The organism is Paraburkholderia sp. MM6662-R1, assembly GCF_050436245.1.
GTDB classification, from domain to species: Bacteria; Pseudomonadota; Gammaproteobacteria; order Burkholderiales; family Burkholderiaceae; genus Paraburkholderia; species Paraburkholderia tuberum.
In genome coordinates, this window is the sequence record NZ_JBNDLV010000001.1 from 1,611,751 (window position 1) to 1,624,670 (window position 12,920).

The window sequence follows — 12,920 nt, forward strand, 5'->3', positions numbered from 1 at the left end:
TCAGAGGCGCACGCAATCGACGAAGTATTCGATGCGCCCGTTGACCATTTCGCCGACGAGCCCGTGGATATCCGTATGGAAGCCCGGGAAGCGCTCGTTGAACTCGCGCGCGAAACGCAAATAGTTGACGATGGTCCTGTTGAAACGCTCGCCCGGAATCAGCAGCGGAATGCCCGGCGGATACGGCGTCAACAGGATCGACGTAACACGGCCTTCGAGCTCGTCGATCGGTACCCGATCGATCTCGCGGTGCGCGAGCTTCGCGAACGCGTCGGACGGCTTCATCGCCGGCTCCATGCTCGACAGGTACATCTCGGTCGTCAGACGCGCGATGTCGTTCGCGCGATACACGCTGTGGATCTGCTGGCACAGGTCGCGCAGGCCGACACGCTCGTACATCGGATGATGCTGCACGAACTCGGGCAGCACACGCCACAGCGGCTGGTTGTTGTCGTAGTCGTCCTTGAACTGCTGCAGCTCGGTCACCATCGAGTTCCAGCGGCCCTTCGTGATGCCGATCGTAAACATGATGAAGAACGAGTACAGGCCCGTCTTCTCGACGATGATGCCGTGCTCGGCCAGGTACTTCGTGACGATCGCGGCCGGAATGCCGGTTTCGCCGAAGCCGCCGTCCATGTCGAGACCCGGCGTGACGATCGTCGCCTTGATCGGGTCGAGCATGTTGAAGCCTTCGGCGAGCGGGCCGAAGCCGTGCCACGCGTCGTTGGGGCGCAGCATCCAGTCGTCGCGCGAGCCGATGCCTTCCTCGGCGAACTGGTCCGGGCCCCACACCTTGAAGAACCAGTCGTCGCCGTATTCGGTGTCGACCTTGGTCATCGCGCGGCGGAAGTCGAGCGCTTCAGCGATCGACTCCTCGACGAGCGCGGTGCCGCCCGGCGCTTCCATCATCGCCGCGGCCACGTCGCACGACGCGATGATCGCGTACTGCGGGCTCGTCGACGTATGCATCAGATACGCCTCGTTGAAGCGATGCTTGTCGAAGCGGCTGTTCTTCGAATCCTGCACGACGATCTGCGACGCCTGCGAGATGCCGGCGAGCAGCTTGTGCGTGGAGTGCGTCGCGTACACCATCGCGCCGATGCGCGGACGGCCTGCGCCGATGGCGTGCATGTCCTGATAGAACTCGTGGAATTCAGCGTGCGGCAGCCACGCTTCGTCGAAGTGCAGCGTGTCGAGCCATTCGCCCAACATCTCCTTGATCATCTCGACGTTGTAGATCACGCCGTCGTAGGTGCTTTGCGTGATCGTCAGAATGCGCGGCTTCAGGTTCGGGTTCTTCGCGAGCGCTTCGCGCGCGAACGGGTTCGCCTCGATCTTCTTGCGGATGTTCTCCGGTTCGAACTCGCTGCGCGGAATCGGGCCGATGATGCCGAAGTTGTTGCGGGTCGGCGTCAGGAACACCGGGATCGCGCCGGTCATCGTGATCGCGTGCAGGATCGACTTGTGGCAGTTGCGGTCGACCAGCACGATGTCGCCCGGCGCCACCGTGCCGTGCCAGACGATCTTGTTCGAGGTGGAAGTGCCGTTGGTCACGAAGAACACGTGGTCGGCGCTGAAGATGCGCGCGGCGTTGCGCTCCGAGGCCGCGACCGGACCGGTATGGTCGAGCAGCTGGCCCAGTTCGTCGACCGCGTTGCAGACGTCGGCGCGCAGCATGTTCTCGCCGAAGAACTGGTGGAACATCTGGCCGAGCGGGCTCTTCAGGAACGCGACGCCGCCCGAGTGACCCGGGCAGTGCCACGAGTACGAACCTTCTTCCGCGTACTGCACCAGTTCCTTGAAGAACGGCGGCGCCAGCGAGTCGAGATACACCTTCGCCTCGCGGATGATATGGCGCGCGACGAACTCCGGCGTGTCCTCGAACATATGGATGAAGCCGTGCAGCTCGCGCAGGATGTCGTTCGGCAGATGGCGCGAAGTGCGCGTTTCGCCGTACAGGAAGATCGGAATATCGGCGTTGCGGCGGCGCACTTCGGTCACGAACGCGCGCAGCGCGACGATCGCGGCGGCAAGCTCGGGCGTCTCGCCTTCGACGACCACGTTATCGACGTACGGCAGCAGCTCGTCGTCGTCGATCGACAGGATGAAGCACGATGCGCGGCTCGACTGCTGCGCGAACGAGGTCAGATCGCCGTAGCTCGTCAACCCGAGCACTTCCGCGCCTTCTTTCTCGATGGCTTCGGCCAAAGCCCGGATGCCGGAACCCGAGATGTTCTCGGAGCGGAAATCTTCGTCGATGATGACGACGGGGAAACGGAACTTCATGGGCGATTCTCCAAAAAGAAAACGACCGCTGCGTTACGTAAAAAGCGCAGCGGTCACCCGAATAACTGGTGGGTCAAGACGCTGCCGGCGTCACGTTTTCGGCAATGTGACGCCGTGCTGACCTTGATACTTGCCGCCGCGATCCGCGTACGACGTTTCACAAATCTCGTCGCTTTCGAAAAACAGCACCTGGGCGACGCCTTCGTTCGCGTAAATTTTCGCAGGCAAAGGTGTCGTATTCGAGAATTCGAGCGTGACGTGGCCTTCCCATTCCGGCTCGAACGGCGTCACGTTGACGATGATCCCGCAGCGCGCGTAGGTCGATTTGCCGAGGCACACGGTCAGCACGCTGCGCGGAATACGGAAATACTCGACCGTGCGCGCGAGCGCGAACGAGTTCGGCGGGATGATGCAGACGTCGCCCTTGAAATCGACAAACGACTTCTCGTCGAAGTTCTTCGGATCGACGATCGTCGAGTTGATGTTGGTGAAGATCTTGAATTCGTCGGCGCAGCGGATGTCGTAGCCATAGCTCGAGGTGCCGTAGCTGACAATCTTCCGGCCGTCTTCGGAGACGCGAACCTGATCGGGCGCAAACGGCTCGATCATCTTGTGCGACTCGGCCATGCGCCGGATCCACTTGTCAGATTTGATGGTCATAGGTGAGAGCTGCTCGACGTGAATATCAGGTGTGACGAAAGATAGATGAAAACGGCCGGCGGCGGCGCCCAGCCGGCAAAGGCCGCTTATTTTACGCGATCACGGAGACGCTGCCGCAGATGGCGCGAGGCGCGCCCGATGAAGGGGGTCCGCCGACTGGCACGACGCCGTTGCGGGGCGGGCGCGGCGAAAGCGCGCTCGCGCTTCACTGCTGGCGAATCACGCCGCAGGCGATCGCCGCGCCCGCGCCATGCTGAGGATAAGCGTAGGGATCGGTCGCATCGCGGTGGAGCAGTACCGCGCGCTGCAGCACCGAGCGGATGCCGTCGAGCGACACGTCCGGCGCGACGATGAAGCCGGTGGCCACGCCGTTCGCGTCCGCATGGATGTTGCCGAGATCGCCCTCGACGCGCGCGCCGGCCTTGAGCCGTTCGGCCGCCGGCGAAAACACCGGACCGGCGCTGGAGCCGTCGGCGGCGTTGCAGTCGCCGCGCTCGTGCACCTGCAGCGCGTGGTCGCTATTGGGCGGCAAGCCCGTGAGATTGTAGGTGACCTGGACGCCGTCCGAGCGCTCGATAAAGGTCACGAGACCGTGCGCCTGATTGCCCACGGTGGGCAGCAGTTGCGCGTCGGCGCGCTTTTCCTGTGGTCTCAGGAATACGCCACAGCCGCTCAACAGCACACAGCCGGCAGTCAGGACGATGAACGCATGTACCGCGTGCCCGTCGATTCGTTTTCCCATGCGATCCTCTTGTCGGCCTGGCGGCTGCCCCTGCGGCCGCCGAGCCGAACTCGTGAAGTCGACATGATACCGCGAGAGTTCGTGAAAATAGGGATCGAGATCACCCCTAATCCCTCGCCCGAACGGCCGCTCAGGTGTTCTGTACGACGATGTTCGGAAACTTCGAGCTCATGTCGCGCGCGCGTTCGGCGATATGCACCGCGACCTTGCGCGCGATCGAGCGATAGAGCTCCGCAATGCGCCCGTTCGGGTCCGCGACGACCGTGGGACGGCCCGAGTCGGCCTGCTCGCGGATCGTGATGTCGAGCGGCAGGCTGCCGAGCACCTCGACGCCATACTCCTTGCCCATGCGCTCGCCGCCGCCGGCGCCGAAGATGTGCTCCTCGTGCCCGCAATTCGAACAGATGTGCAGGCCCATGTTCTCGACGATGCCGAGAATCGGGATGCCGACCTTCTCGAACATCTTGAGGCCCTTCTTCGCGTCGAGCAGCGCGATGTCCTGCGGCGTCGTGACGATCACGGCGCCCGTAACCGGCACGCGCTGCGCGAGCGTCAGCTGGATGTCGCCGGTGCCCGGCGGCATGTCGACGATCAGATAGTCGAGTTCGTGCCAGTTGGTCTGGCGCAGCAGCTGTTCGAGCGCCGAGGTCGCCATCGGGCCGCGCCACACCATCGGGTTGTCCGCCTCGATCAGGAAACCTATCGAGCTGGCCTGCACGCCGTGGCCGGTCATCGGGTTCATCGATTTGTCGTCGGGCGATTCGGGACGACCCTCGATGCCGAGCATGGTGGGCAGCGACGGGCCGTAGATGTCGGCGTCGAGAATGCCGACCGCCGCGCCCTCGCTCGCGAGCGCGAGCGCGAGATTCACGGCGGTCGTGCTCTTGCCGACGCCGCCCTTGCCCGAGGCAACCGCGACGATGTTCTTCACGCCGGGCAGCAGTTTCACGCCGCGCTGCACGGTGTGTGCGGCAATCTGTTGCGAAACCTCGACGCGCACGTTCGCGACGCCCGGCACCGCGCGCAACGCGTCGGCGAAGCCCTGGCGGATCGCGTCGAACTGGCTTTTCGCCGGGTAGCCGAGCGTCACCTGAAGGTTGACCGCGTCGCCCTCCACAACCACGTTGCGGATGCTCTTCGCGGCCGCGTACGGCGCGCCCGTGTTGGGGTCAGTGACGGCCGCGACGGCGGCGTCGACCAAAGCCCGATCGATACTCATTGATACTCCGTGGGGAAGAGGTGCGGCGCGGCGAGATGGACCGATCGGCCACGCGGCGGAATTTGCAAGAAATTGTTATGCGGCATTGCGAAAATCGAACGTGCCGGGCACCCTTCGGGGCACGCGGGACGCCGTAGGGTCGCATCACTGTGTGTTTCAGGCACTATTGTAGTGTCTGACGGCACACGCTGCCCTAAGACCCTTCTTCGCTGTAGGACCGCGCGAAGCAAGGCGCAGGAATCGTTCCCGAACTTTCTGAGTGGTCGGTGCATTGCCGTAATGTTCGCTGCATAGACTGACCGCTACCCGCTAGCTCATTCGCACTCGAAAGGAAACCAAAATGAATGCAAGAATCATGACTCGCGTGGCCGTATTCGCCGTGGCCGGCTCGCTGGTGGCAGGCTGCGCAACCCAACAGGGCACCAACACAGCAGTCGGCACCGGCGTGGGCGCTGGTGCCGGCGCGGCGATCGGCGCGATCTTCGGCGGCGGCAAGGGCGCGGCGATCGGCGCGGCCACCGGCGCCGCGGTGGGCGGCATCACCGGCTACAACTGGGACAACATCCGCAACCGCATGTCGGGCGCGACCAAGGGCACCGGCACGCAGATCACCGAGCAACCTGACGGCTCGCTCAAGCTGAACATCCCGAGTTCGGTCACGTTCGACACCAGCAGCTACGCGATCAAGCCGTCGTTCGCACCGGTGCTCGACCAGCTCGCACAGACGCTGCAGCAGAATCCGGAAGTCGTCGCGTCGGTCGTCGGCCATACGGACAGCACCGGCTCGCTGCAATACAACCAGACGCTGTCGGTCAATCGCGCGCAGAGCGTGACCGGCTATCTGGCGCAACGCGGCATCGCGCCGCAGCGCCTGTCGGCCACCGGCATGGGCCCGAACCAGCCGATCGCCGACAACAACACCGAAGCCGGCCGTGCGGCCAACCGTCGCGTCGAGATCTATCTGCGCGCCACGGCCCAGCACGCGACCCAATAAGGGCAAGTCTCAAGGAGAAGGCGCCGCCGGGCCGGCCGGGCTTCAGCCGCACGCGCCCGGCTTGCGGGCGGGACGAGCCGCCGGACCGGTTTGTCGACGGATCGAAAAAATTTCGAACTCTGCGGAAAATCCGCGGTCTCTCTTTACGGTACGTGGCTGGCGAAGCCATCACGTCACCATTCTCCTCTTGTCGTTGTTGCTCCGGGGTTTATCGACCCCGGTTTTTTTTTGCCCGCGCGGTTTTGCACCCCGCTTCGCCAGGCATCGTTCCTGGCGGTCCCCCAACCGCAGCGCCCGCCCCCATCCCCCTCTGTTCCGCGCGTCCAGCCCGCCGCGCCCGGTCCGCGTGCGGCGTGCGCCCTGCTAAAATCACCGTTTCGTCCCACCGCAGGCACCCCCGATCCTTATGTCAGCACCCGCCACCGACCTCCCAGCAGGCGCGCCGCCCGGCCGCCGTCAGATTCTCGTCACGTCGGCCCTTCCTTATGCGAACGGGCAGATTCATATCGGCCATCTGGTCGAATATATCCAGACGGACATCTGGGTCCGGGCGCTGCGAATGCACGGCCACGAGGTCTACTACGTCGGCGCAGACGACACGCACGGCACGCCGGTGATGCTGCGCGCGGAACAGGAAGGTCTGACGCCGAAACAGCTGATCGATCGCGTCTGGCTGGAACACAAGCGCGACTTCGACAGCTTCGGCATTTCGTTCGACAACTACTACTCGACGGACTCCGACGAAAACCGCGTGCTCAGCGAAAACGTCTACCTCGCGCTGAAGGAAGCGGGGCTGATCGACGCGCGCGAGATCGAACAGGCGTACGACCCGGTCAAGGAAATGTTCCTGCCGGACCGCTTCATCAAGGGCGAGTGCCCCAAATGCGGCGCCAAAGACCAATACGGCGACAGCTGCGAGGTCTGCGGCTCGACCTACCAGCCCACCGAGCTCGTCAATCCGTACTCGGTCGTCTCGGGCGCGACGCCGATTCGCAAGACCTCGACGCACTACTTCTTCCGCCTGTCCGATCCGCGCTGCGAGAACTTCCTGCGCGCCTGGGTCGGCGGCCTCGCGCAGCCGGAAGCGACCAACAAGATGCGCGAATGGCTCGGCGACGCTGGCGAAGCCAAGCTCGCCGACTGGGACATCTCGCGCGACGCGCCGTACTTCGGCTTCGAGATTCCGGGCGCGCCCGGTAAGTATTTCTACGTGTGGCTCGACGCGCCGGTCGGCTACTACGCAAGCTTCAGGAACCTCGCCGAAAAGCGCGGCCTCGACTTCGACGCGTGGGTCCGCAAGGGCTCGACGGCCGAGCAGTACCACTTCATCGGCAAGGACATCCTGTATTTCCACACGCTGTTCTGGCCCGCGATGCTCGAGTTCTCGGGCCATCGCACGCCGACCAACGTGTTCGCGCACGGCTTTTTGACCGTCGACGGCGCGAAGATGTCGAAGTCGCGCGGCACCTTCATCACCGCGCAAAGCGTGATCGACACCGGCCTGAATCCGGAATGGCTGCGCTACTACTTCGCGGCCAAGCTGAACAGCACGATGGAAGACCTCGACCTGAATCTCGACGACTTCCAGGCGCGCGTGAACAGCGATCTGGTCGGCAAATACGTGAACATCGCGAGCCGCGCGGCCGGCTTCCTGATCAAGCGCTTCGACGGCCGCGTGCAGGACAGCGCGATGCATCATCCGCTGCTCGGCACGCTGCGCGCAGCGCTGCCGCAGATCGCCGCGCACTACGAGGCGCGCGAGTACAGCCGCGCGCTGCGTCAGACCATGGAGCTCGCCGACTCGGTCAACGCCTACGTCGATACCGCCAAGCCCTGGGATCAGGCGAAAGACCCGGCCAACGCGGTCGCGCTGCACGAGACCTGCAGCGTCAGCATCGAGGCGTTCCGTCTGCTGTCGCTGGCCCTGAAGCCGGTGCTGCCGAAGCTCGCCGAAGCGGTCGAGGCTTTCCTCGGCATCGAGCCGCTCGTGTGGGCCGACGCCACCGTGCCGCTCAGCTCGGCGCGCCCGATCAACGCGTACAAACATCTGATGACGCGCGTCGATCCGAAGCAGATCGAGGCGCTGCTCGCGGCCAATCGCGACTCGCTGCAGGCCACGCCGGAAGCGGCGCCGGCCGACGCGAAGGCCAAGGCGAAGGCCCACGCCAAGGCCGTCGCCGCGAAGGAAGAAGAGGCCGGCATCATCACGATCGACGACTTCGCGAAGGTCGATCTGCGCATCGCGAAGATCGTCGACTGCAAGGCGGTGGAAGGCTCGGACAAGCTGCTGCAACTGACGCTCGACGTCGGCGAAGAGAAGACCCGCAACGTGTTCTCGGGCATCAAGTCCGCGTATCAGCCGGAGCAGCTGATCGGCAAGCTGACCGTGATGGTCGCGAACCTGGCGCCGCGCAAGATGAAGTTCGGCATGTCCGAGGGCATGGTGCTGGCGGCATCGGCGGCGGACGAGAAGGCCGACCCGGGCCTCTACGTGCTCGAGCCGCATAGCGGCGCGAAGCCCGGCATGCGCGTGAAGTAACGCGCGGCGCCTTCGGGCGCCTCGCCCCACCTCGCCGCAGGCAGGTATGACGAAAACGGCACGCTTCCAGGCGTGCCGTTTTTTTATGTTGCCCGCGTCACCACGAGATCCGGTCGAAGCGCCGCGTGTACAGCACGTCGGCGCCATAGAACGTGCCGCCATACACGACCAGCGACCAGTATCGCGTCAGATTGATCGTCGCCTTGATCGCATTGCTCGCCGACTGCAACCCCTGCTCGTAGCCGATCACGAGCCGCTCGTTGATCGCCTTCGACACCATCACGACTTGCGGATCGGTCAGGCCGACGTCGCTGCGGCCGATCGAAAACTCGTCGAGCCCGACGGTCTGCGCGATCCGCTGACCCGTCGCGCTGCCGAGCAGCGCGAGCGCGGTCGTCATCGTGCTCTGCTGGCCGAGGTTATTGCCCTGGTCGGTGCCGTGGCCGAACAGCAGCCACGACAGTTTTTCGTTGTCCGACACGCTTGGCTCCGACACGAGCCGCGCGACCGGCGCCTGCAGCGTGCCCGTTACCTGTACGCCGGCCTCGACCTGCTGGTTGCGGCGCATCGCGAGAATGTTGATGCCCGGATTCGTGACTGGCCCGTTGAACGTGAAGAAGCCGTTCTCGATCGCGAGCTTGCGGCCGAATGCGGTGTAGGTCGAACCCGGCGTGACGCGCACGTTGCCGACCGCGCGCAGCGGCGTATTCGGCGCGCTCGTCGCGGTGATCGTGCCGGCGAGGCCGAGATCGGCGCCCTTCCCACGGAAGCGGAAGTCGTTGCCGAGGCCGATCTCGATGTTCGCGCGAGGCGCGAACGGGCTCGCCGGCGGCTGGCCGCCTTCGCTCGGACGCGGCCGGCCGCCCGAGCGCGTGCCGTCCGGGCGGATGATCACGACGTCGTCGCCGAGGCTCGGCGCGGCCTGCTCGGGCAGATCGAACCGCGCGCTGTCGACCACGAACTTGCCGTCGATCACAGGGCCGCGCTCCACGCCGCCGTTCGAGATGTTCGCACTGCCCGACAGCGACAGATGGCGGTCCGGCGACGCGAACACATCGAGCTTGTCCGCGACGATGCTCGCGGTCATGTCGGGCTCCGGGCTGTCGAGACGCACGCGCCCAGTCGCGCGCAGCGTGCCGCTCGCGCCGTGGAACTCGACCTGCTGGAAGTCCACCATGTTCTGCGACAGCGCGATGCGCACGACCCCGTCCTTCAGTTGCACGCCCTGGCTCACGACCGTCGCGGACAGACCGTCGCCGGTCAGCGAGCCGGTCACGTTCGGTTTCGCGACCGTGCCGCCGAGCTCGAGCTTCAGCGCGAGATGGCCGTCGAGCAGATAGCTGGGGCCGAGCAGGCCGCCCGTCGTGCGCAGCGACGGCACGTTCGCGTTCACGTTGCCCGACAGCGCGCTTTGCGGATCGACGCTCAACATGCCGTCGCGCAGCACGAGCGGCGTGTGCGCGTCGGCATCGATCACGCCGACGCGGCTCGCCTGCGCATGCACGGTCGCATTGAGCCGGTTGCCGCCGGTGAATTCGGCGCGCGCTCGGATGTCGCCAATGCCCATCGACGAGAGCCCGCGGCCGATCTCGACCGTCACGTCGCCGCTGCGCCGGCGCAGCTCGATGTGGCCGCTCGCCGTCGCGCCGAGCGAGAAGTCCCAGTCGCCGTCGAACACGAGGTCGGTGTGCACGGCCGGCGGCTCGCCGGTGATCTGGTGACGCAGCTCCTGCAAGTGCGCGAGCGACACATCGGTCAGGCTACCGGCCGACTGGATGCGGCCGTGATCGAACGCGAATGACTTCAGGGTCAGCACCGAGCCTTCGATCGTCAGGCGCGTTGCGCCGAGCGTGAGGTGCCCCGGCCCGGCGCTGAGCGCGAGCGGCGATTCGAGATTGAGCGCCGGCGTGCCGCGATTTTGCAGACGCGTGACGGTGCCGTCCCAGCGCGAGCCGTCGCGCGTGTCGGTCAGCTTGCCGTTGGCGGCGAGCGTCAGATCGAGCGGTCGGTCCTGCAGCTTGCCGGTCGCGGCGGCTTCGAGCGTGTGGTTCGCGCGTGTGCCGGACAGGCGGGCGGTCAGCGTGGCGAGGTCGACGCCGCCCGCGTTGACATTGCGCGCGTCGGTCGTGAACGCGAGCGCGCCGTTCGCGCCGTCGCGCAACTCGGCGTGGCCTTCCGCATGGCCGATGCGGTTGCTCGCGAACACGACGCTGTCGGCCTTGTAATTCAGCGTGACGTTCGGATGCGCGAACGAGCCGGTAACGTCGCCGTCCGCGGCGACCGCGCCCGCGAGGCCGAAGCCGAGCCGATCGAGCTGCGGCGCGTCGATGCCGAAGCGCAGCCGGTCGCCGGCCGCGCCGAAGCTGCCTTGCAGATTCACCCGGTTGCCCGCCACCGAAAGATTCGCGTGGCTCGGCAGGATTCGCGAGCCGGCCAGCTGGATCATGCCGCCGCCCGTGAGCGGCAGGTCGTTGTAGACGCTCGGACCGAGCGTGAATTCGGCGCGCGTCGTGAAGACCGGCGCGAGCACACCTGCTGCCGTGACCGTGGCGTTCACGCGCGCCTCGATCCTGCGCGCTGGCGGACCTGCATGGGCGGCCGCGCGTGGCGCATGGCCCGCGCCATGCGCGGGCGGTGGCGTCCCGCGCTCGAGCACTTCGGTCTGCACCGCGGCCTGCGCGGTGTTCTTCGCGATGGCGGCGGCCTGATCGCCGGACGCCGCGCTCTTCGCGCCGGCGGTGCTGCCCACGAGCGCCGCGGCTTGCGCTTGCCGCTCGCGTTGCGCGCCGCTCGCGGCGGACGCGCCGGATGTCGTGACAGGCGTGCGGGCGGGCATCTGCGAGGTCAGCGACAGCGGATCGAAATCGGTCAGTTGCGCCTTCAGGTTGTAGGTCGAGTTCTCATCGTGCTTCAGCGCGCCCGATAGATCGATGCGGCCACGGCCCGACGTGACACGCACGTCGTTGAAGCTGATGCGTGCGGGGTCGAACGTAATCTTGCCCTGGGCGCGCAGCGCGGCGGCGGGGTCGGCGAGATCGAGCGTCAGGGTCTGGATGTCGTCGTTCAGGCGGATGCCGATCGGGCCGGACAGCTGCGTCGGCCGCAGGGTCGCCTGCAGCGCGTTCAGGTCGAGCCGCGCGACGCTCAGATCGAGCCGGCCGTGCCGGCCGCTCAGCGCACCGCCGCCGGTGAGCGTCGCGTTGCGCACGAGCCGCACGTTCAGGTTCGAGATGCTCTGCGTGTGGGCGTCGAGGCGCACGTCGGCGTTCGCATCGATCAGCGGCAGCAGTTTCTGGTCGATTGCGCCGGGTTTCGCGTTGACGATCGAGACATGGCCGGCGACGGCGAAACCCGCCGCCGGTTGGGCCGGCGCGTGGTGGTCGCCGAAGATGTGGTGCGGATGGCTCGCGGCCGACGGTTTCGCCGCGCTGGCTGTGCCAGGGGCGGTCGCCGCGCCCTGCTCGACCGGCTGCAGCTCCGCGCGCACCGCCAGATCGGCCAGCGGCGCACCCGGCGCGAAAGCCTGCGGATTCACATGATCGAAGCTCAGCGTCGCGCGCTGCAACGGCACCGCGGCGAACGGCGCCGCTTCGACCCGCGCGTGGCCGGCAAGCTTCATGCCGCTCGCATCGAGCTCGGCGACGAGCTGCTCGAGCGTGCCGCTCACATGGCCGGCCACCTGCACCGCTTCATCGTTGACCTTGCCCGCATAACCGACTTCGCCGGTGAGCGGAAACGGCCGCACGCCATCGAGTTTCGCCGCTGCCGTCAGCGCCCCGAACGGCGTATCGAGCCGATCGATCACGGCCTCGTGATGACGCCCGTCGCTGCGCCCATGAAACGCGAAGCTGGACAGCTCCGTCGTCGACGCGCCCTGGTGCAGCAGCAGCCGCTCGACCCGCACGTCGCGGATCTCCAGCTGCATCGGTAGCTGCAGATCCTGCGGCAAGCTCAGCGGCTCACTGGTGCTCGCCGACGACGGGCCGACGCGCGCCTCGATCGTGCCGACGTGCAGGTAGTCGATCGTGAACCGCCACGGCTCGCGCGCGAGCGCCCAGCTGCCCGCGATGCGGTCGATTTCGATGTCGGTGCCGCTGCCGTCGAGGCTGCGCCAGCGCACGTCGCGCAGTTGCACGCCGCGCGCGAGCGTGCCGCCGTCGAGCGTGCCGGCGAGCCGGCCGCCGAGCAGCTTCACAGCCGCGTGCCACGCGTACGCGGTGCCGCGCTCGGTCGTCAGCGCCCCGTACAGCAGACCGACCGCGAGTGCGGCGAGCAGTACCAGCATGACCACCGTGCCCGCGACCGACTTCAGCAGCAGCCGGCCCCAGCGCCGCTTCGGCGGCGGCGTGTCGGGCGGCTGCTGCCCATCCGGCGGTCCTGGCGGCATGGCGCCGGGCGGCTGCGCGGGGGGCGGGGCGGTGACGTCGGTGGTCATGCTTGAATACGGTGGCAAATAAGGTAGTGGGTTGTCGTCAAAACG

The 12,920-nt window shown here is 66.4% G+C and carries 7 protein-coding genes; 2 read left to right on the forward strand and 5 right to left on the reverse strand.

The window, feature by feature from the left end; translation table 11 throughout:
• From OKW39_RS07625 to apbC, 4 genes are all read right to left on the reverse strand, one after another.
• Positions 1-2,286, reverse strand: coding sequence for an arginine/lysine/ornithine decarboxylase (locus OKW39_RS07625; protein WP_090803453.1), 2,286 nt, complete (start codon positions 2,284-2,286; stop codon positions 1-3).
• A gap of 90 nt (positions 2,287-2,376) precedes the next feature.
• Positions 2,377-2,946, reverse strand: coding sequence for a dCTP deaminase (dcd, locus tag OKW39_RS07630; RefSeq protein ID WP_008924193.1), 570 nt, complete (start codon positions 2,944-2,946; stop codon positions 2,377-2,379).
• Between the two features lie 205 nt (positions 2,947-3,151).
• On the reverse strand, positions 3,152-3,688 hold the full coding sequence (locus tag OKW39_RS07635) for a superoxide dismutase family protein (RefSeq protein ID WP_090803451.1): 537 nt from the start codon (positions 3,686-3,688) through the stop codon (positions 3,152-3,154).
• A 130-nt stretch (positions 3,689-3,818) separates the two neighbouring features.
• Positions 3,819-4,907 carry an iron-sulfur cluster carrier protein ApbC gene (gene apbC / locus OKW39_RS07640; protein WP_429562361.1) on the reverse strand — a complete coding sequence of 363 codons (1,089 nt, stop codon included), beginning with the start codon at positions 4,905-4,907 and terminating at the stop codon, positions 3,819-3,821.
• A gap of 340 nt (positions 4,908-5,247) precedes the next feature.
• Here apbC and OKW39_RS07645 point away from each other — a divergent pair, with 340 nt between their 5' ends.
• On the forward strand, positions 5,248-5,901 hold the full coding sequence (locus tag OKW39_RS07645) for an OmpA family protein (protein WP_090803447.1): 654 nt from the start codon (positions 5,248-5,250) through the stop codon (positions 5,899-5,901).
• Positions 5,902-6,307: 406 nt separating this feature from the next.
• The gene (gene metG / locus OKW39_RS07650) at positions 6,308-8,440 is read left to right on the forward strand and encodes a methionine--tRNA ligase (protein ID WP_429562362.1); all 2,133 of its coding nucleotides are present in this window, start codon (positions 6,308-6,310) and stop codon (positions 8,438-8,440) included.
• Between the two features lie 97 nt (positions 8,441-8,537).
• Here the strand turns inward: metG and OKW39_RS07655 are convergent, their stop codons facing one another.
• Positions 8,538-12,875, reverse strand: a complete 4,338-nt coding sequence (locus OKW39_RS07655; protein WP_429562363.1) for a translocation/assembly module TamB domain-containing protein — start codon at positions 12,873-12,875, stop codon at positions 8,538-8,540.
• Positions 12,876-12,920 lie beyond the last annotated feature (45 nt).